Source organism: Reyranella aquatilis, from assembly GCF_020880995.1.
GTDB classification, from domain to species: domain Bacteria; phylum Pseudomonadota; class Alphaproteobacteria; order Reyranellales; family Reyranellaceae; genus Reyranella; species Reyranella aquatilis.
Genome location: NZ_JAJISD010000005.1, coordinates 118,937 through 137,019 on the forward strand (window position 1 = coordinate 118,937; position 18,083 = coordinate 137,019).

An 18,083-nucleotide genomic window follows, 5' to 3' on the forward strand; every position below is an offset into this window, starting at 1 on the left:
CCCCTTGCGGTCAGGACCGATAGAGATTCTTCGATTCCGCGAGGCTGACGCAGATCGATTCGATCGCGTCGAGCGTGGGCGTGTCGAGACCGGCGCTGCGCGCGAAGGCGAGCGGCGCCCGCACGATCGCCTCGATCTCCATCGGCCGGCCCCCCTCGTAGTCCTGCAGGATCGACGGACGATGGTCGGGATAGACGCGCTTGGGGCCGTAGCGGACTTCGGGCGAATCGTCGAGCACGACGCCGTTCGCGGCGGCGATCGCCAGCGCCTCTGCATGGGCACGGCGCGCGAGCCGGTTGACCATCGGCGTCGCCTGGATGGTCGTGGGCTGGCGCAGGATCAGGCAGAGCGTCGAGCCGGTGAAGTTGGCCATCAGCTTGTGCCAGATGTCGTAGCGGATGTCGGTGGTCGAGGGCGACGAAATGCCGGCGGCGATCAGCGTCTCGCGCAACTTCTGGATGCGCGGCGTCTGGCGGTCGTCGGGCTCGCCCACCCAGAGCACGTTGCGGTCGGGCGAGATGTTGCGCACCACGCCGGGCTCGATCACATGGTTCGATGAGGTGATGACGCCGCCCAGCGTGCGGTCGAAGCCGACCGCCTTGAGCAGCGCCCCGCCCGGATCGAGGCGCGACAGGTCCGGCGCCTTGGGCCGCTCCTTGCCCAGCCCGTGTCCGTACCACCAGGGAATGCCGTTCTGCGCGAAGACGACCGGCGTGCCCGGTCCCAGCAGCGGCGCCACCGTGTCGGCAATCGCCGACAGGCCCGACGCCTTCAGCGTCGAGATCACCACGTCCTGCGGGCCAAGATCCGCCGGCCTGTCGCTGGCCTTCACCCGGGCGACGATCTTCCTGTCGCCGGTGATGAGCGTGAGGCCGTTGGCGCGGATCGCCTCGAGATGGGGACCGCGCGCCACGACGGAAACCTCGTTGCCGGCATCGGCCAGGCGCGTCGCATAGTTTCCGCCGATGGCGCCGGCGCCGAACACACAGATGCGCATCCTAGCTTCTTGTCTCCGCAAGCCGCAGCGACGCGAGGAAGCGGTTGGCGGCCGCGCGCGAATCCTCGTCGTTCTTCGCCGTGACCAGCAGGCGATAGAGCCGATCCTTCACGATGTAGGTCCGCATCATGACCAGCGCGTTCTCATGGTCGGCAATGTCGAGCGCATAGCCGTCCCAGCCCTGGAGCGTCACCGGCTCGTCGAGCACGTACTTGAACTTGTTGCGCGGGAACGCCTTCTCGGCCTCGCCGCGGCCCAGCTCGCGCGCCATCTCCTTGCTGTCCTTGGCGGAGAACCAGCCGGGCTCGTAGTCGACATAGTCGAAGTCGAACATCTCGCCGTTGCGCTTGGAGGCCCAGGCCACGCGCTCGCCGGCATGGCCCTTTTCCTTCTCGGCGGCCGAGGTCTTGTTGGCCGGCGCCGGCATCTCCAGCCGGAAGCGCAGGTCGGGGCCGACCACGGTCTGCCACTCGGCCGGCTGGGCCTGGGCGGCGAGCGGCAGGGCCGCCAGCATCGCGACGAGGGAACGGCGCTTCAGGTTCGAACTCATACCGGCGGCACCAGCTCTTCGCGGCCCGACCAGTCCCAGGCGAGACCGGTACGCGAGACGCCGAGCAGCAGGCCATGCAGTTCCTTGGGATGGATCCAGCCACCGTCGGGATCGGTAACGGGGTCGGAGCCGCGCGGCGTGTAGCGCGCATTGGCGTCCAGCAGGCGCTGGCGGACGTTCGGCCAGTCGTGGACCTCGACGTAGCACATGTAGAGCGAATCGCCGTGCTTGTGGGCGAAGCGACCCATCGCATGGACATTGTCGGTGACCTGGCTGAGTTCGATGCGATCCAGCCGGTTGGGTGGATCGAAAAGCGTCAGCGTGCCGATATAGCCGAAGCGCTCGCTGCCGATCTCGCTGAAGCGCGAAGGATCCAGCCCGAACAGGCCGGCATAGACGGCGGCGACACGGCGCCAGTCGCTCATCAGCGTGTTGGTCGTCTCGTAGAGGAAGGACACCGGACCGACGCGCGGCCGGTAGGTGCTCTCGGAGATCACGATCGGCAGGCCGAAGGTCGCGTCGTTCGCGAGGTAGAGCTGGCCGTTGTCGCGGTCGTAGCCGATACCGAGACCTTCCCAGCGCTTCACCATGCCATCGAGATCGGCGGTGCAGTAACCCGCCGTCATCAGCCCCTCGCCGCGGCGGCTCAGGAAATCCTGGGTGAGGCCCGCACCGTCGGGCTCGCACAGCTCGAACTCGCTTTCGCCGACGGCAAGGATGGTGCGCCGGGCCGAGAGGTGGCGGCTATGGTCCCGGCGGGCCACCTGGCTGCCAAGCAACTGGCCGAAGCGCTGCGCCGCTTTCGCGGCGTCGTGCACGGCGATCTGGACGCGGTCGCAACGATCAAGCATGCCGCGACCTTACCTCAGTAGGCGTAGTCGCGGAACAGCGCCGCGAAGGATCCCTTCCATTCGCCCTTCCACTTGGCGAGCAGTTCGTCGGCCGGCGCCTGGCCGCTGGCCACGGCGCGATCGAGCGGCGCGAGATACATCGTCTCGTCCGCACCGTGGGCATCGAGCCGCTTGCGGGCCCGCAGGCCGGCATGGGCGATCTCGACGACGTCGCGCGCCAGTTCCGACAGGACACGGCCGCGGAACATCGTGGAGAGACCCGACTTCGGCGTCTCGGCGCGCAGGAAGTCGTGATCCGCCGTGCTCCAGTCCTTCACCAGGTCCCAGGCCGCATCGAGCGCGCCCTGGTCGTAGAGCAGACCGACCCACAACGCCGGCAGCGCATTCAGCGCGGGAAGCGGCCCGGAATCCGCGCCGCGCATCTCGAGGTAGCGCTTCAGCCGCACCTCGGGGAAGGCGGTGGTGATGTGGTCGGCCCAGTCGTTGATCGAGGGCAGTTCGCCGGGACGCGCCGGGAGCTTGCCCTGCAGGAAGTCGCGGAAGCTCTGGCCGGAGGCGTCGATGTACTTGCCGTCGCGATAGACGAAGTACATGGGCACATCGAGCATGTAGTCGACATAGCGCTCGAAGCCGAACCCGTCTTCGAACACGAAGGGCAGCATGCCGCAACGGTCGGGATCGGTGTCGGTCCAGATGTGGCTGCGGTAGCTCTTGAAGCCGGCGTCCTTGCCCTCCTTGAAGGGCGAGTTGGCGAACAAAGCGGTGGCGATCGGCTGCAGGGCGAGCGACACGCGGAACTTCTTCACCATGTCGGCTTCGGAATCGAAGTCGAGGTTGGTCTGCACGGTGCAGGTCCGCAGCATCATGTCGAGACCGAGCTTGCCCACCTTGGGCATGTACTCGCGCATGATCTTGTAGCGGCCCTTGGGCATCCAGTGCATGTCCTCGCGCGTCCACTCCGGCGCGAAACCCAGCCCGATGAACGACGCGCCGATCTCGCCCGCGACCTGCTTCACCTCGTCGATGTGCTGGCCGTTCTCGGCCGCCGCCTCGTGCAGCGTCTCGAGCGGCGCGCCCGACAGTTCGAACTGCCCGCCCGGCTCCAGTGTGATGCTGGCCTTGCCGCGCAACAGCGCGATCGGATTGTTGCCCTCGATCACCGGCTCCCACCCGAAACGCGTCAGGCCTTCGAGCATGGCACGGATGCCGTCCGGCCCGTCATAGGCCAGCGGCTTCAGGGTCTTGGTATGGTAGCCGAACTTCTCGTGCTCGGTGCCCATGCGCCACTGCGCGCGGGGCTTGTTGCCGGCCGCGAAGTATTCGATCAGCTGCCGCCGATTTTCGATCGGCGCGCCGCCGCCCGACGGAGGTGCGGACATACGATCATCTCTCCCTGATCGCTCCACGCCTTCTGAGGGCTCGGGGAGCGGCCCGGTCGCATGAGAAAACCTCACGCGAGCCTGCGGCTGGTTCATCCTGTTCGATTCCCCCTCTCCCACATCGCCGGGGGCCTGCGCAAGCGCTCAGAGGGTAACCTTTGATGTGCGATAATCGCCGCTGAGACGGGGTGTCGGACGCCGCCAGTCGCCCAACAGCGCCTGCCAGCATGCCAGCGCTGCCAGCGCCGCCGTGTCGGCCCGAAGGATGCGCGGACCGAGGCCCACCGACGTTACATCCTTTATGCGACGCAGCGCCTGGAGTTCGACCTCGGCAAAGCCCCCTTCGGGCCCGATCACGATCGCCCAGGGCGCGGCCCGCGCGGCGTCATCGAGCTGCAGCAGCGCCTCCGTGATCGGCTGGCCGCCGCCGGTTTCGTCGCACATCATCAACCGCCGGCCCTCAGGCCAGCTCTCGAGCAGCCTCGCGAGATCGACCGAATCACGCACCTCCGGCACGGTCAGCCGCTCGGTCTGCTCCGCCGCTTCGATCGCGTTGGCACGCAGGCGGCCGACGTTGACCCGGTCCACCGCCGTATGGTGCGTCACCACCGGCTGCAACACGGAGGCCCCCAGTTCGGTGGCCTTCTCGGCGATGTAGTCGATGCGCGCCCGCTTGACCGGCGCGAAGCAGAGCCACACGTCAGGCTCGGGCGCCTGCGCGCGCGTCCGCTCGCCGAGTTCCGCCACGGCCGCCTTCTTGCCGCGCGCCGACAGCGTTCCGCGCCATTCGCCGTCGCGCCCGTTGAACAGCAGCAGCGGCGCGCCGTCCGGCCGGCGCATCACATGGCGCAGGTAATGGACCTGGGCCTCGTCGAGCGGGACTTCGCCGCCGGCCGCCAGATCGGCCTCGACGAAGAGGCGTGCGGCACTCATGAAGGTTCCTTCGATGGATCATTGACGCGCATCGCTGCATGATGACGCCATGACCACCGCCCGGACAACCGGCTTCACCGACATCGACACCACGCACTGGACGCTGCGCTATCTGCCGCCCTGGGCGCGGCCCTACGGGCGTCTGGCACGCTGGGACCGGCCGATCGGCATCTGGCTGCTGCTGTTTCCCTGCTGGTGGTCCTCGGCGCTGGCCGCCGCGCCGCACTGGGCCCAGCTGGCAGGCTACATGGCGCTGTTCGCGGTGGGCGCCATCGCCATGCGCGGCGCGGGCTGCACCTGGAACGACATCCTCGACCGCAAGGTAGATGCCGGCGTCGAGCGCACGCGCGGGCGGCCGCTGCCGTCGGGCGAGCTGAAACTGCACCATGCGCTGATCTGGATGGCGCTGCAGAGCGCGGTGGGCGCCGCCGTCCTGTTCAAGCTCAACAAGTTCGCGGGCGGCGTGGCGCTGCTCTCGCTGCTGCTGGTCGCCGTCTACCCGGCGATGAAGAAGATCACGTCGTGGCCGCAGGTCGTGCTGGGCTTCGCCTTCAACTGGGGCGCGCTGGTGGGCTATGCCGCCGTGACCTCGACGCTCTCCTGGGCCACCGTCGCGCTCTATCTCGGCGGCGTCGCCTGGACGATGGTCTACGACACGATCTACGCCATGCAGGACCAGCGCGACGATGCCGTGGTCGGCGTCAAGTCGACGGCGCGCCGCTTTGCCGCCGCCCCGCGCCGCTGGCTCACCTTCTTCGCCGTGCTGGCGCTCGTGCTGTGGACGGCAACCGGGCTGCTGGCGCTGCTGGGACCGGGCTACTTCGTCCTGCTGGCCTGCATCGCCGCGCACTTCGTGTGGCAGATCGCCCTGCTGAAGCCGCACGACCCGGCCGACTGCCTGATGCGCTTCAAGTCGAACCGGGCAGTCGGCTGGCTGATGCTGGCTGCGCTCGTCGCCGACAGGCTGTACTGAGGTTCATGGCGAGACTTCCCAAGGACCCCGAGAATTTCATCCGCACCAACACCGCGCTCGAGGCGCCTGCCATGGTGCCCGAATTCAGGCTGTGGCTTGCCAGCGAATACGTGCCGATCTGGCAGGCGACCGAGGCGTGGCTCGAGGAGCAGAACGTCGATCCCCCCTATTGGGCGTTCTGCTGGCCGGGCGGCCAGGCCATCGCGCGCTACCTGCTGGACAATCCCTCGCTGGTGGCCGGCAAGCGCGTGATCGACTTCGCCGCCGGCTCGGGCGTCTCCTCGATGGCGGCGGCGCGCTGCGGCGCGGCGTCGGTGGTGGCCAACGACATCGACAGGCTCTCGCTGATCGCGGCGAGCCTCAACGCCTCGGCCAACGGCCTGTCGATCGAGACGAGCGGCGAGGACTGGCTGGCCGGGGCGCCCGGAAGCCCCGAGGCCGACGTGGTGATCGCGGGCGACGTCTGTTACGAGCGGGAAATGTCGGTCCAGGCGCTGGCCTGGCTGCGCAGCCATGCCGAAAAGGGCCGGCTGGTGCTGCTGGGCGACCCGGGCCGCAACTATTTCAGTGCCCAGGGCCTCGAGGAGCGGGGTCGCTACGAGATCCCGACCACCCTCCAGCTCGAAAACCGAGGGATGCGCGAGACCGTGGTGTGGCGGGTGCTGCCGGTTTCATGACTCCGGGTGTTATAATTCCGTCACTGTTCTTTCACAGACAACTCGGGGTACAGCTAAGGAATGCCCCCTGCCGTTCAGAAATCAAAGATAAAGCCTGCCGATTTCGCGAGCCTCTACGAGGGCTTCAATGCCCCGGTCTCGCGCTTCGACTGCGGCCGCAAGTGCGCGCCGCTCAACGACGGCGAGCCGGTCTGCTGCTCGACGCAGAATGCGGTGCCGGTGGTGCACAAGGTCGAATGGGACCTGCTCAAGACCCGCACCGACCTGTGGTCGAAGTTCAAGCCCTACGACTACGCCACCAAGAAGATCGTCGAGGAACTCACGCCCGACTGCATGGCGATCCACTGCAAGGGCGCGCGCTTCTGTGAGCGCGACAACCGCACGATCGCCTGCCGCGGCTTCCCCTTCTATCCCTACCTGACGCGCAAGAAGGAATTCGTCGGCATCGGCACCTACTGGGTGTTCGAGGACCGCTGCTGGATGATGTCCCACCTCGAGATCGTCGACCGCACGTTCGTCGAGGAATTCATCGCCACCTACGAGGCGCTGTTCATCAAGGACAAGAGCGAGTTCGACACCTATGTCGACTTCTCGGCCTCGGCGCGTCGCGTCTACTCGCGCTGGAAGCGGGAGATTCCGCTGCTCGGCCGCAAGGGCGAACTGCTGATCGTGACGCCCTCGACCGGCGAGATCCGCCCCGGCAAGTCGAAGGACTTTCCCAAGGTCGAGCCGTTCAACTCCGAGAAGAACTACAAGCAGGCGATCAAGGATGCCGGCGGCGTCCCGCCGCCCGAGGGCCTGCGCCCCGCCTGAGACGGTTGCCGGTTGCTGGCACCGCCCAAGGGTCCCTCGCTTCGCTCGGGATGACATCTTTTTCGATTTGAACGAGGTGCGCCATATCGGGGGCGCACAACGCCAATACCCCAACGGTGTCATCCCGAGCGAAGCGAGGGACCCTTCCTCGGTGCCGGCGGCGTCGTGCTAGAACCACACCGTGTCGTTCTTCACCCGCCGTCGCATCGCCTGGACGCTGCTGCTGCTGACGCCGGCGATGTTCTCCGTGAACATGCTGGGCGCGCGCTACGCCACGTTCGTGCCGCCGAACGCGCTGGCGCTGGGACGCTGGTTCTTCGTCGCGCTGCTGCTGCTGCCGTTCGTCTGGCCCCGCCTCGTGCGCCACCGCCATGCCCTCGTACGCGAATGGCCCGACCTGCTGCTGCTGGGCGCGCTCGGCATGTGGATCTGCGGCGCCTGGGTCTATATCGGCGCGCGCTCCGTGCCGGCGCTCAACATCGGCCTGATCTATGCCGCCTCGCCGATCCTGGTGGTGGCGCTGGGCCGTCTCCTTTATCGCGAGCGCCTCACGCCGGGCCGCATCGCGGGCATCGTGCTCTGCCTCGCGGGTGTCGCCGCGGTGTTCGCCAAGGGCCGGATCGAGAACCTCCTGTCGGTGCGCTTCACCGAAGGCGATCTCTGGATCGCAGCTGCCTCGGCCTGCTGGGGACTCTACTCGGTGCTGCTGAAGGCGCGGCCGAGCGCCCTCGATCCGCTGACGCGGCTCTGCGCCATCTCCTTCGCGGGCGCGATCGTGCTGCTGCCGTTCACGATCGGCGAGGCGCTGTTCTGGCAGGCGCCCGACCTCGCCGACTGGCGCACCTGGGCCGCCTTCCTGGTGCTTGCGATCATCCCGGGCGTCGGCGCCTACGGCGCCTTCGGCTATTGCGTGCGCGAGCTCGGTCCGTCGGTCACCAGCGTGTCGATGTATCTCGGGCCGCTCTATGTCGGCGTCCTCGCCTGGCTGACCCTTGGCGAAACGCCGCAATGGTATCATCTGATGGGAACCATGCTGGTGCTGCCCGGCTTGTTCCTCGCGACCCGCCCTGCCAAAGGAGCCTGAGATGACCCGCCTTTTCCTCGCCGCCCTCGCCCTGCTCGTGGCGCTGCCTGTGGCACTTCCCGCCGCGGCCGAGGAGATCGGCTCCGTCGGCTACCGCTTCAAGTGGCTGGGGCCCAACGACAAGATCGTGGTCGAGGCCTTCGACGATCCCGACCTCGCCGGCATCACCTGCTACCTGGCGCGCGCCCGCACCGGCGGCCTCAAGGGCATGGTCGGCCTGGCGGAGGATCCGCCCTACGCCTCGATCTCCTGCCACCAGGTCGGCCCGGTCGATGCCGAGAAGGCCGAGAAGCTGAAGAGCCCGCACGAAGTGTTCAGCGAACGCGCCTCGCTGATCTTCAAGACCACCCAGGTCGTGCGCTTCTACGACCCCAAGCGCCGCGCGCTGATCTACCTCACCTATACCGACCGCGTGATCGAGGGCAGCCCGCAGAACTCGATCAGCGTCGTGCCCGTCGGCCTGCGCTGACTTCTTCCGGAGATCTCTGAAATGACAAGCCGCCCCCCGCCCAACTGGCGCTCGCTGATGTTCGTGCCCGTGCTGGCCGAACGCTTCATCGCCAAGGCGCACACGCGCGGTGCCGACGCGCTGATCCTCGATCTCGAGGATTCGATCATTCCATCCAAGAAAGCCGAAGCGCGCGCCGCCATCGCCGCCGCGGTACCGCGCGTCTCCCAGAACGGTGCCGACGTCGTGGTGCGCATCAACCGGCCGCTCGAACTGGCCGTGCCGGACATCGAAGCCGCCGTGATGCCCGGCGTGTCGGCCCTGATGCTGCCCAAGGTGATGGGACCCGAGCATGTCCGCCTGCTGGCCGAGCTGGTGACCGAGCGCGAGCGGCAGCTCGGCATGGAGATCGGCCATACGCGCTTCCTGGTGCTGATCGAGACCGTGGCCGCGCTGCCGAATCTCTTCGCCATCGCCGCCGAGCCGCGCATGGCGGGCATGTCGGTCGGCGGCGAGGATTTCGCGACCGACATGGGCGCCACGCCCTCGGCCGACAGCATGTACGTCTTCGCCATGCAGGGGCTGGCCGCCTGCCGCGCCGCCGGCATCCTGCCGATGGGCTCGATGGGCCAGCTCGCCAAGATCGACGATCTCGATTCCTATCGCGCCGGGCTGAAGCGCGGCCGGGAACTGGGCTTCACCACGGCCTCCTGCATCCATCCCGCGCACGTGCCGATCATCAACGAGGAATACGGCGCCTCCGACGCCGAGATCGACCGCGCGCGCCGCCTGCTCGCTGCCTTCGAGGTCGCCAAGGCCAATGGCGAAGGCGCGGTGGCCTTCGAGGGCAGCATGGTCGACCTGCCCATCGTCATCCGCGCCGAGCGCCTGCTCGCCCGCGCGGCGTCGTGGAAGAAATCGGGCTGAACGGGGAACGACCGCACATGTCGCTCGCGCTCTACGGCCATCTCTTCTCCTCCTACACCCAGAAGGTGCTGATGGCGCTCTACGAGAACGGTACGCCGTTCGAGTTCCGCGCGCTGGGCCAGGACGAGCCGGGCAATGTCGGCGCATGGCTGAAGCGCTGGCCGCTGCGAAAGTTTCCGCTGCTTATCGATGGCGATCGCACGGTCGTCGAAACCAGCATCATCATCGAGTACCTGCAGCTTGCTCATCCCGGCCCGCTGCGGCTCATTCCCGACGATCCGATGGCGGCGCTCGACGTGCGCTTCCTCGACCGGTTCTTCGACCTGCATGTGATGAACATGATGCAGATCGCGGTGAACGGCGCGCTGACCGGCGACCCGGTGAAGCGCAAGGAAGGGCACGACGAGTCCATCGCGAAGCTTGAACTCGCCTACGCCTGGCTGGACGGCGAACTCGCCGGCCGCACCTGGGCTGCCGGCGATGCCTTCACGATGGCCGACTGCGCGGCGGCGCCGTCGCTGTTCTATGCCGACTGGGTGCACCGGATCCCGGAATCGTATCCTGTGCTCCGCGCCTATCGCACGCGCCTGCTGGAACGCCCCTCCTTCGCGCGCTGCGTCGAGGAGGCGAGACAGTTCCGCCCCCTCTTCCCGCTGGGCGCCCCGGACCGGGATTGAGAGTCACACTCCTCTCCCCCGATAGGGGGAGAGGAAACATGAAAGTCACCGATACAGAAACGTCCCCAGCAGCACCCAGCGGCCGGCCTTTGGCGTGCCGACCAGCGGCGTCGTGTAGTGCCAGAACGGCAGCCGGTAGGCCGTCACGGTGGCGGGGCCTGCCACCGACACGATCTCGCTGAAATGGCCGGCGCGGCTGTAGACCAGCCACTGGTGTTCGACGCCAGGGCCGCACAGGCTGAGATGCAGGTCGATGTACCCGCCCTTGGCAGCATCGTTCTCCGGATGGTGGTCGTTGTGCGGGCCGGCATAGTCGCCCGGCCCGTAGCGCAGCACCTGGAGCCCCCAGCCCCCCTTGAGTCGGCGTCCCGCCAGCGCCTCGGCGAAGGCTCGGTAACTCTCCGATCGCATCATGCGCGCGAGGCCGATCCGTTCGGCGGCCTTCACGCCGGGTTCGCGGCGGCTCTCGAAGTAGATGGTGCGGGCGCGGCTGCTCTTGGGCAGCAGCTCGCCGTAATCCTGCGTCATCCCAAAGATCGTATCGGGGGGAATCGGCTTCTCGATCGGCTCGAGGGTATCCAACAGCTCGGCCTCCAGCGTGCGTCGAACGCGCGCGATCCTGGCACGGTCGAGCAGGTCCTCCGAGCTGAGGAAACGCGTGCGCGGATTGGCCAGCGCGCCGCACAGCGGATGGGTGCCCGCCAGTACGCGCCGGCCGGCGCGGCTCAACAGGTCCTCGAACTCCGCCGGAATGTCGTTTGATCTCATCGGTCGGCCCCTCTAAACGACGTCCCTAGCATGCCATACGCCTCGCTTCGCGACTTCATCGACCGTCTGGAGAAGAGCGGCCGTCTCGTGCGCGTCACCGCGCCGGTTTCGCCGCATCTCGAGATGACCGAGATCCAGACCCGCCTGCTGGCCGAGCAGGGTCCGGCGGTGCTGTTCGAGAACGTCGTGCGCCCCGACGGTACGCGCTCCGACATCCCGGTGCTGGTCAACCTGTTCGGCACGGTCGAGCGGGTGGCCTGGGGCATGGACCGCGAACCCGGCCAGTTGCGCGCCGTGGGCGAGACGCTGGCCTTCCTGCGCCAGCCCGAGCCGCCGGGCGGCTGGCGCGAGGCGCTCGAGATGCTGCCGATGGTGCGCACCGTCATGGCGATGAAGCCGAAGACGGTGAGTTCGGCGCCCTGCCAGGAGATCGTGCTCACCGGCGACGATATCGACCTCGCGAAGCTGCCGATCCAGACCTGCTGGCCGGGCGAGCCGGCGCCGCTCATCACCTGGCCGCTGGTGGTGACGCAGGGCCCGAACCCGAAGGGCGACAAGCAGGACAGTTTCAACCTCGGCATCTATCGCCTGCAGGTGACGGGACGGAACACGACGCTGATGCGCTGGCTGAAGCATCGCGGCGGCGCGCAGCATCACCAGCGCTGGCAGAAGTCGGGCAAGCGCGAGCCGCTGCCGGCCGCGGTGGTGATCGGCGCCGATCCCGGCACCATCCTCGCCGCCGTGACGCCGGTGCCCGACACGCTGTCGGAGTATCAGTTCGCGGGCCTGCTGCGCGGCCGGAAGGCCGAGCTGGTCGCCTGCAAGACCGTGCCGCTCAAGGTGCCCGCCGAGGCCGAGATCGTGCTCGAAGGCCATGTCAGCCTCGACGATTACGGCGATGAGGGTCCCTACGGCGACCACACCGGCTACTACAACAGCGTCGAGCAGTTCCCGGTCTTCACGATCAGCGCCATCACGATGCGGCGCAAGCCGATCTACCTCTCGACCTTCACCGGCCGGCCGCCCGACGAGCCCTCGGTGCTGGGCGAGGCGCTGAACGAGGTGTTCATCCCCCTCTTCCAGCAGCAGTTCCCCGAGGTCGTCGACTTCTGGCTGCCGCCGGAAGGCTGTTCCTACCGCATCGCCGTCGTGTCGATGAAGAAGGCCTACGCGGGTCACGCCAAGCGCGTGATGATGGGCGTTTGGAGCTACCTGCGGCAGTTCATGTACACCAAGTGGGTGATCGTGGTGGACGCCGACATCGACGCGCGCAACTGGAAGGACGTGATGTGGGCGCTGTCGACCCGCATGGACCCGGCGCGCGACATCACGGTGATCGAGAACACGCCGATCGACTATCTCGACTTCGCGAGTCCGGTGTCGGGCCTCGGCTCCAAGATCGGCCTCGATGCCACCGACAAGTTCCCGGGCGAGAGCAACCGCGAATGGGGCCGGCAGATCCGCATGGACGACGCGGTGATCGAGAAGGTCGACGCGATGTGGAAAAACCTGGGCCTGCCGGGATCGGGAAGGAAGATCTGGCGTTAACGGGGAGCCACAGCGAGGGTTACCCGGATGGACGACTTCAAGAATCTCGAGAACGCTTCGGTCGATGACCTCAAGGCCATCGCCAAGGGCCAGGCCGACATCGCCAGCAAGGTCGGCGATCACCTGATCGCGCATCTGAGCCTGCTGAAAGGCGACTTCGGCGGCTTTCCGATCGACCGCTACGACCATTGCATCCAGGCCGCGACCCGCGCCTTCAACGACAAGCGCAGCGCCGAGTATGTCGTCTGCGCCCTGTTCCACGACATCGGCGATACGCTGGCCCCCTACAATCACGCCGAGGTGGTCGCCGAGATGCTGCGGCCCTTCATCGACGACCGGCATTACTTCATCGTCCAGCGCCATGGCGTGTTCCAGGGCTACTACTTCTGGGGCAAGCTCGGCCTCGACCGGAACGCGCGCGACCAGTACAGGGACAGCCCGTACTACGACGACACCGTCGAGTTCTGCGAAAAGTACGACAGCCCGTCCTTCGACAAGGACTATCCGAATCTTCCGATCGAGACGTTTCGCCCGCTGATCGACGAGGTGCTCAAGTCACCGAAGCAGGCGTCGGTCTATACCGCGATCTTCAACAAGGCGTAGCGCGCGGCGCACGGAGGGCGAAGCGGCGCGGGGCCGGACGGTCCCGCCATCGCCGAAGGTTTACAGCGGCCCGGCTGACTGCACGGCCGCTGAGAGGAGCCCCGCACGCTTTCGAGCGTTGAGGCCCGCAGAAAACCTCATTTCGCGCTCAAGGGTCCCGCGTGCCTCCCCCCAGCAACAAACTCCTCGAAGGGCCGATCCTCCGGTCGCTCCTGACGCTCGCCGTGCCCATCGTGGCGGCGAACGTGCTGCAATCGGCCTACCAGATCATCGATGCCTTCTGGGTTGGGCGGCTGGGCGGCGCGGCGGTGGCGGCCGTGTCGATCAGTTTCCCCGTCCTATTCCTCACCTTCGCCATCGGCTCGGGCCTGTCGCTCGCGGGCTCCACGCTGATCGCGCAGTATGTCGGTGCCCGCAACGAGACGATGGTGGCGCATGTCGCGGGCCAGACGCTGCTGATGGTCGTCCTGGCCTCGCTGGTGCTGGGCACGATCGGCTATTTCTCGGCCCCTGCGCTGTTGCGGCTGATGGGCGTGGCGCCCGAGGTCTATCCCGGCGCGCTGGGCTTCATGCGCGTGTCGTTCGTCGGCATCGTCTTCAACTTCACGTTCTTCGTCTTCCAGTCGATCATGCGCGGCATCGGCAGGCCGACGCTGCCGGTCTACATCGTGCTGGGCACGGTGTTCCTCAATTTCGTCCTCGACCCGCTACTGATCTTCGGCTGGGGACCGGTGCCCGGGTACGGCGTGATGGGCGCGGCGATGGCCACGCTGTTCACGCAGGCGATCGCGGCGATCGTCGGCGTCGCCGTCCTGCGGCTCGGCCTGCACGGCATCCATGTGCGACGCCGCGATTTCATCCCCGACTTCGGCTACATCAAGCGCGCCTTCTTCCTCGGCTTGCCCGCCTCGATCGAACTGTCGGCCCGGGCGCTGGGCCTGATGGTGATGACGTTCCTGATCGCGAGCTTCGGCACGCTGACGCTGGCGGCCTATGGCGTCGGCTCCAACGTGCTGCAGGTCGTGATGGTGCCGGCCATGGGCCTGTCGATGGCGATCTCGACACTGGTCGGCCAGAACATCGGCGCGGGCAACATCGAGCGGGCGGCGCGAATCGGACGGCTGGGCGGGATGCTGGGCTTCGCGAGTCTCTCCTTATTCGGGATCCTCGTGTTCCTCTTCGCGCCGCAGCTCGTCGCGTTCTTCGTGCCCGGCGATGCCGCGGTGATCGCAGCCGGCGCCGGCTTCCTGCGCATCATGTCGCTGGCCTGGGGTTTCCTCGGCCTGCAGTTCGCACTCACCGGCGTGTTCCGCGCCTCGGGCAACATGGTGCTGACCATGGTGCTGACGCTGGTCTCGCAATGGGTGGTGCAGTTTCCGCTCGCCTACGTGCTCTCCAAGCACACCGACCTGCACGAGCAGGGCATCTGGTGGGCCCTGCCCATCGCCAATGTCGTGACGGCGCTGATCACCCTCTGCCTCTACGCAAAGGGTGACTGGAAGAAGAAGCGCCTGATCGAGCCCGAGGAGGAGATCGCCGGCAAGGTGACCGAGGACATCCTCGTCGGCGAGGTCTCGCGCTAGGTCGGGCGCATCGTCTTCACGGCCAGACCGGCGACCCGTCCAGTCCCGCCGTTTCCGGCAGACCGCAGATCAGGTTGGCATTCTGCACCGCCTGGCCGGCGGCCCCCTTGCCGAGATTGTCGACCACGCCCATCGCGATCACGAGATTGCGTTCGGGATCGGCGGCATAGCTCACGAAGGCGAGGTTCGAGCCGGTCGCCCACTTGGTCTGCGGCGGCGTGTCAGTCACGCGGACGAACGCGCGCCCGGCATAGAAGCGCCGGGCGGCGTCCAGGCACTGCTCCGTGGTGGTCCGGCCGCGACAATAGATCGTGGCGAGGACGCCGCGGGTCATCGGCACGAGGTGCGGCGTGAACACCAGACCGGCCGCGCTGCCGCCGCCGAGGCGCTCGATCGTGCTGGCCATCTCGGGCATGTGCGTGTGCTTCAGCAATCCGTAGGGCACCAGGTTCTCGTTGCTCTCGGCGTAACCGAACCGGCTGTCGTTGCCGCCACGGCCTGCACCGGAAATGCCGGTCTTGGCGTCGATCACGATGTTGGCGGGCTCGATCAGCTTGCCGGCCAGCAGCGGCGCCAGCGCGGTCAGCACCGAGGCAGGGAAACAACCGGGATTGGCGACACGGCTCTTTCCCTTGATCTCGTCCGGCCAGACGTCGGCCAGGCCGTAGGACCAACCCTCGACGTAGCGGTGGTCGCCGCCGATATCGACGATCTTCACGTCCTTGGGCACACGCGCCAGCGCCTCGGCCGAGGCGCCTGTCGGCAACGACGCGAACAGCACGTCCAGTTTCGGCAGGGCCGACGGATCCCACTTCTCGATCACGACGTCGGCCAGTTTGGCCGGCACGCCCGGGAAGCGGTCGATCAGACGGCTTCCGGCGCTGCCCTCGCCCGCCGCATAGACCAGTTCGAACGACGGGTGGCCCGCCACGAGGCGCATCGCCTCGCCGCCGCCGAACCCGCTGATGCCGACAATGCCGACCCGAATGCTCATGACGATGTTGTCCTGTGTGGTTGAGGCAAAAGAAAACCCCCGGAGCCGGGGGCTGCGGGGGTTCAGGAACGCGGGACCGTGGGTCCGCTCCTGCGGGCAGGGCCTACGATGAGGCCCTCACCATGCGGAGGGACGCCGATCGACGCGCAGCCAGAACGGCCGCCGCGGGGTGCAGCGACGTCGGCGTCGGTCGAAGAGGATTTCGTTCCTGAGCATGGGCCCGGACACTGTTTCGGCCGCCCCCGATCGTCAAGCGGATTGTCCGTCGACCGACCGGCCGGTGGACGCGGCCGATGGCGATGTTGCGATGGCCGCCTTTAATGTAAAGTCCGTTAACATGAGCTGGAAGCGCAACGACCGTGAGGAGCGGAAGTACCACCACGGCAGCCTGCGCGAGGCGCTGATCAAGGCTGCCCGCGAGCTCATCAAGGAAAAAGGGCCGGCAGGCTTCACCTTCGCCGACGCGGCGCGCTCCGCCGGCGTCAGCCCGGCCGCGCCCTATCGTCATTTCCGCGACCGCGATGCGCTGATGGCCGACGTGGCGCGCGAGGGGTTCGAGCGCTTCGCCGCCATGCTGTCGACCGGCTGGGCGAACGGAAAGCCGGATCCGGTGACGGCCTTCCACAATATCGGCAGGGCCTACCTCGCTTTCGCGCGCGCCGAGCCCGCCTACTACGCCGCCATGTTCGAATCGGGCATTTCCGCCGATGCCAATCCCGACCTGCGCGCCGCATCGGATCGGGCCTTCACCGTGCTGCGCGCCGCGGCCGACCAGCTGGTGACCCTGCTGCCCGCCGCCAAGCGGCCTCCGGCGCTGATGATGAGCCTGCACATCTGGTCGATGTCGCACGGGATCGCCTCGCTGTTCGGCCGCGGCGACGCCGGCCGGCGGCCCGTGCCCATGTCGGCCGAGGAACTTCTCGAGTCCGAAGTGCTGATCTACCTGCAGGGACTGGGTTTTCCCTGTCCACGCTGAAAGTTTGGGCCGGGCCCTTGACTCCCCGGGTCGCCGACCCCAATGTAAATGTCGTTAACATTCACATCGTTAACATCATCAAAAGGGGGCTCCCACATGGGCCTGATCGAAAAAATAGACGACCTCGGCAAGCCGGCGTGGATCGCCCTCATGGTGCTGAGCTTCATCCTCTTCTGGCCGGTCGGGCTGGCCCTTCTCATCTATCTCAAAGGGAGTGGACGCATGTTTTGCTCGAAGCGATATGGCCAGTGGAACATGCCCGACGGGCGCTCCTGCCGTGAGGAGTTCCGCGGCTGGAAGCGCCGCCATGGCTGGGGACGCCACAGCAGCAGCGGCAACGTCGCCTTCGACGAGTATCGCGAGGAGACGCTGAACCGGCTCGACCAGGAGCAGCGCGAGTTCCGCGACTTTCTCGACAAGCTGCGCGCCGCCAAGGATCGCGCCGAGTTCGACCAGTTCATGGCCGACCGGCGCAATCGCCCGGCGAACGAACCGCCGGCGCCGACCGCCGCCTGATCGCTACGGACAAGGCCTGTTCGGCGGAACGCCCGCGGCTCGACCGCGGGCGTTTTCGTTTCAGTGATCGAGTTTCATCGGCAGGCGCTCGGCTTCGGCCAGCCGCGCCAGCTTGCAGAACAGCGCGAAGGCGTAGCGCGCGCTTTCCTCCAGTCCGCCGCCCTCCGGCCGCGCCCGTCCCCACGCCTCGACCTCGGCGGCAGCGGCCTTCCAGGTTGCGGCATTCAGGTCGTTGAGCTGTCGCCGAAGGGTCGCCACCGATCCCATCATGAGGCGGCGCCCGCCGACATCCTCGCCTTCGAACGTGATCTCGAACGAGACCGGTAGCCACATCTCGACGTCGCGGACGAGATGCGAGTAGCGAGACTTGAATCCCACCGCCGTGGAGCGCGTCAGGGCGATGTCGTTCTGATCCCACTCTTCCGGCAGGGTCTGCGGCACGCGCAACGCAGGATGCTCGGCATAGGCAGCCCAGAGGACCAGGGCTCCGAAACCATCCCAGCCCGGCCGATCGGCAAACCAGGGCGCTGAGTCGGTTTCGTCCCAATCCAGCGGTACTTCGATACGCTTGCCGAGGGCCGTGGCCAGCCTCGCTCGCCATGCCAGAACCTGCGGGCGGATCCGCGCGAGGGACGTCACGGCCTGAGCCTGTCCGGACGGTTGCACCGGCCGCGGCGAACCCCGTTCGCGCGCCGCCTTTTCCATCGGGTTTTCCCAGGCACCCGCGTAGTAACGCGTAAGCGACCCGACATACACGTCGAGGGCCATGAAGGACCGGTTCCCCTT

20 protein-coding genes are annotated in these 18,083 nt (G+C 67.3%); 12 read left to right on the plus strand and 8 right to left on the minus strand.

Features of this window, described 5'->3' with window-relative positions:
• Window positions 1–10 precede the first annotated feature (10 nt).
• The 5 genes from LJ725_RS13060 to LJ725_RS13080 form a co-directional block, all read right to left on the minus strand.
• Window positions 11–997, minus strand: coding sequence for a ketopantoate reductase family protein (locus tag LJ725_RS13060; RefSeq protein WP_230551104.1), 987 nt, complete (start codon window positions 995–997; stop codon window positions 11–13).
• 1 nt (window position 998) lies between these two features.
• Window positions 999–1,547: a hypothetical protein gene (locus LJ725_RS13065; protein WP_230551105.1), complete on the minus strand. Its 549-nt coding sequence runs from the start codon at window positions 1,545–1,547 to the stop codon at window positions 999–1,001.
• Window positions 1,544–2,398: a VOC family protein gene (locus LJ725_RS13070; protein WP_230551106.1), complete on the minus strand. Its 855-nt coding sequence runs from the start codon at window positions 2,396–2,398 to the stop codon at window positions 1,544–1,546. Before LJ725_RS13070 ends, LJ725_RS13065 begins: the two co-directional genes overlap by 4 nt.
• 14 nt (window positions 2,399–2,412) lie before the next feature.
• Entirely contained in the window at window positions 2,413–3,777 is a 1,365-nt protein-coding gene (locus LJ725_RS13075) for a glutamate--cysteine ligase (protein ID WP_230551107.1), read from the minus strand.
• 144 nt (window positions 3,778–3,921) lie between these two features.
• A complete protein-coding gene (locus tag LJ725_RS13080) occupies window positions 3,922–4,710 on the minus strand; it encodes a 16S rRNA (uracil(1498)-N(3))-methyltransferase (protein WP_230551108.1) in 789 nt (262 codons plus the stop codon).
• A 49-nt stretch (window positions 4,711–4,759) separates the two neighbouring features.
• On the opposite strand from LJ725_RS13080, the gene ubiA reads away from it, so the two are divergent.
• The 7 genes from ubiA to LJ725_RS13115 all read left to right on the plus strand — a co-directional run bounded on the left by ubiA (window position 4,760) and on the right by LJ725_RS13115 (window position 10,309).
• Window positions 4,760–5,683 (plus strand): 4-hydroxybenzoate octaprenyltransferase, encoded by a 924-nt coding sequence (ubiA, locus tag LJ725_RS13085; protein ID WP_230551109.1) that lies wholly within the window; start codon window positions 4,760–4,762, stop codon window positions 5,681–5,683.
• A 5-nt stretch (window positions 5,684–5,688) separates the two neighbouring features.
• The gene (locus tag LJ725_RS13090) at window positions 5,689–6,360 is read left to right on the plus strand and encodes a class I SAM-dependent methyltransferase (protein ID WP_230551110.1); all 672 of its coding nucleotides are present in this window, start codon (window positions 5,689–5,691) and stop codon (window positions 6,358–6,360) included.
• Between the two features lie 60 nt (window positions 6,361–6,420).
• Complete coding sequence (locus LJ725_RS13095) at window positions 6,421–7,173, plus strand: hypothetical protein (RefSeq protein WP_230551111.1); 753 nt, start codon at window positions 6,421–6,423, stop codon at window positions 7,171–7,173.
• Between the two features lie 181 nt (window positions 7,174–7,354).
• On the plus strand, window positions 7,355–8,257 hold the full coding sequence (locus tag LJ725_RS13100; RefSeq protein ID WP_230551112.1) for a DMT family transporter: 903 nt from the start codon (window positions 7,355–7,357) through the stop codon (window positions 8,255–8,257).
• A 1-nt stretch (window position 8,258) separates the two neighbouring features.
• A complete protein-coding gene (locus LJ725_RS13105) occupies window positions 8,259–8,726 on the plus strand; it encodes a CreA family protein (protein WP_230551113.1) in 468 nt (155 codons plus the stop codon).
• 21 nt (window positions 8,727–8,747) lie between these two features.
• Entirely contained in the window at window positions 8,748–9,632 is an 885-nt protein-coding gene (locus LJ725_RS13110) for an HpcH/HpaI aldolase/citrate lyase family protein (RefSeq protein ID WP_230551114.1), read from the plus strand.
• 17 nt (window positions 9,633–9,649) lie between these two features.
• Window positions 9,650–10,309, plus strand: coding sequence for a glutathione S-transferase family protein (locus tag LJ725_RS13115; RefSeq protein WP_230551115.1), 660 nt, complete (start codon window positions 9,650–9,652; stop codon window positions 10,307–10,309).
• Window positions 10,310–10,354: 45 nt separating this feature from the next.
• Here LJ725_RS13115 and LJ725_RS13120 read toward each other — a convergent pair whose 3' ends face one another.
• Window positions 10,355–11,077: a hypothetical protein gene (locus LJ725_RS13120; protein WP_230551116.1), complete on the minus strand. Its 723-nt coding sequence runs from the start codon at window positions 11,075–11,077 to the stop codon at window positions 10,355–10,357.
• A gap of 30 nt (window positions 11,078–11,107) precedes the next feature.
• Between LJ725_RS13120 and LJ725_RS13125 the strand changes: the two genes are divergently transcribed.
• The 3 genes from LJ725_RS13125 (at window position 11,108) to LJ725_RS13135 (ending at window position 14,811) form a co-directional block, all read left to right on the plus strand.
• Complete coding sequence (locus tag LJ725_RS13125; protein WP_230551117.1) at window positions 11,108–12,625, plus strand: UbiD family decarboxylase; 1,518 nt, start codon at window positions 11,108–11,110, stop codon at window positions 12,623–12,625.
• 27 nt (window positions 12,626–12,652) lie between these two features.
• Window positions 12,653–13,228: an HD domain-containing protein gene (locus LJ725_RS13130; protein WP_230551118.1), complete on the plus strand. Its 576-nt coding sequence runs from the start codon at window positions 12,653–12,655 to the stop codon at window positions 13,226–13,228.
• A gap of 161 nt (window positions 13,229–13,389) precedes the next feature.
• On the plus strand, window positions 13,390–14,811 hold the full coding sequence (locus LJ725_RS13135; protein ID WP_230551119.1) for an MATE family efflux transporter: 1,422 nt from the start codon (window positions 13,390–13,392) through the stop codon (window positions 14,809–14,811).
• 16 nt (window positions 14,812–14,827) lie between these two features.
• Here the strand turns inward: LJ725_RS13135 and argC are convergent, their stop codons facing one another.
• Window positions 14,828–15,805, minus strand: coding sequence for an N-acetyl-gamma-glutamyl-phosphate reductase (gene argC, locus LJ725_RS13140; RefSeq protein WP_230551120.1), 978 nt, complete (start codon window positions 15,803–15,805; stop codon window positions 14,828–14,830).
• 337 nt (window positions 15,806–16,142) lie between these two features.
• Here argC and LJ725_RS13145 point away from each other — a divergent pair, with 337 nt between their 5' ends.
• Both LJ725_RS13145 and LJ725_RS13150 read left to right on the plus strand, forming a co-directional pair.
• Window positions 16,143–16,781, plus strand: coding sequence for a TetR/AcrR family transcriptional regulator (locus LJ725_RS13145; RefSeq protein ID WP_230551338.1), 639 nt, complete (start codon window positions 16,143–16,145; stop codon window positions 16,779–16,781).
• 96 nt (window positions 16,782–16,877) lie between these two features.
• Window positions 16,878–17,297 carry a DUF2852 domain-containing protein gene (locus tag LJ725_RS13150; protein WP_230551121.1) on the plus strand — a complete coding sequence of 140 codons (420 nt, stop codon included), beginning with the start codon at window positions 16,878–16,880 and terminating at the stop codon, window positions 17,295–17,297.
• 60 nt (window positions 17,298–17,357) lie between these two features.
• Here the strand turns inward: LJ725_RS13150 and LJ725_RS13155 are convergent, their stop codons facing one another.
• Entirely contained in the window at window positions 17,358–18,065 is a 708-nt protein-coding gene (locus tag LJ725_RS13155) for a hypothetical protein (RefSeq protein WP_230551122.1), read from the minus strand.
• Window positions 18,066–18,083 lie beyond the last annotated feature (18 nt).

What these genes read in the sequence shown, in the direction of transcription:
- LJ725_RS13115 (WP_230551115.1), top strand. Translation starts at nt 9,650, where the DNA reads ATGTCGCTCGCGCTCTACGGCCATCTCTTCTCCTCCTACACCCAGAAG.
- LJ725_RS13090 (WP_230551110.1), top strand. Translation starts at nt 5,689, where the DNA reads ATGGCGAGACTTCCCAAGGACCCCGAGAATTTCATCCGCACCAACACC.
- LJ725_RS13125 (WP_230551117.1), top strand. Translation starts at nt 11,108, where the DNA reads ATGCCATACGCCTCGCTTCGCGACTTCATCGACCGTCTGGAGAAGAGC.
- argC (WP_230551120.1), bottom strand. Translation starts at nt 15,805, where the DNA reads ATGAGCATTCGGGTCGGCATTGTCGGCATCAGCGGGTTCGGCGGCGGC.
- LJ725_RS13120 (WP_230551116.1), bottom strand. Translation starts at nt 11,077, where the DNA reads ATGAGATCAAACGACATTCCGGCGGAGTTCGAGGACCTGTTGAGCCGC.
- LJ725_RS13145 (WP_230551338.1), top strand. Translation starts at nt 16,143, where the DNA reads ATGAGCTGGAAGCGCAACGACCGTGAGGAGCGGAAGTACCACCACGGC.
- LJ725_RS13155 (WP_230551122.1), bottom strand. Translation starts at nt 18,065, where the DNA reads ATGGCCCTCGACGTGTATGTCGGGTCGCTTACGCGTTACTACGCGGGT.
- LJ725_RS13150 (WP_230551121.1), top strand. Translation starts at nt 16,878, where the DNA reads ATGGGCCTGATCGAAAAAATAGACGACCTCGGCAAGCCGGCGTGGATC.
- LJ725_RS13105 (WP_230551113.1), top strand. Translation starts at nt 8,259, where the DNA reads ATGACCCGCCTTTTCCTCGCCGCCCTCGCCCTGCTCGTGGCGCTGCCT.
- LJ725_RS13110 (WP_230551114.1), top strand. Translation starts at nt 8,748, where the DNA reads ATGACAAGCCGCCCCCCGCCCAACTGGCGCTCGCTGATGTTCGTGCCC.
- LJ725_RS13075 (WP_230551107.1), bottom strand. Translation starts at nt 3,777, where the DNA reads ATGTCCGCACCTCCGTCGGGCGGCGGCGCGCCGATCGAAAATCGGCGG.
- LJ725_RS13070 (WP_230551106.1), bottom strand. Translation starts at nt 2,398, where the DNA reads ATGCTTGATCGTTGCGACCGCGTCCAGATCGCCGTGCACGACGCCGCG.
- LJ725_RS13080 (WP_230551108.1), bottom strand. Translation starts at nt 4,710, where the DNA reads ATGAGTGCCGCACGCCTCTTCGTCGAGGCCGATCTGGCGGCCGGCGGC.
- LJ725_RS13060 (WP_230551104.1), bottom strand. Translation starts at nt 997, where the DNA reads ATGCGCATCTGTGTGTTCGGCGCCGGCGCCATCGGCGGAAACTATGCG.
- ubiA (WP_230551109.1), top strand. Translation starts at nt 4,760, where the DNA reads ATGACCACCGCCCGGACAACCGGCTTCACCGACATCGACACCACGCAC.
- LJ725_RS13130 (WP_230551118.1), top strand. Translation starts at nt 12,653, where the DNA reads ATGGACGACTTCAAGAATCTCGAGAACGCTTCGGTCGATGACCTCAAG.
- LJ725_RS13065 (WP_230551105.1), bottom strand. Translation starts at nt 1,547, where the DNA reads ATGAGTTCGAACCTGAAGCGCCGTTCCCTCGTCGCGATGCTGGCGGCC.
- LJ725_RS13095 (WP_230551111.1), top strand. Translation starts at nt 6,421, where the DNA reads ATGCCCCCTGCCGTTCAGAAATCAAAGATAAAGCCTGCCGATTTCGCG.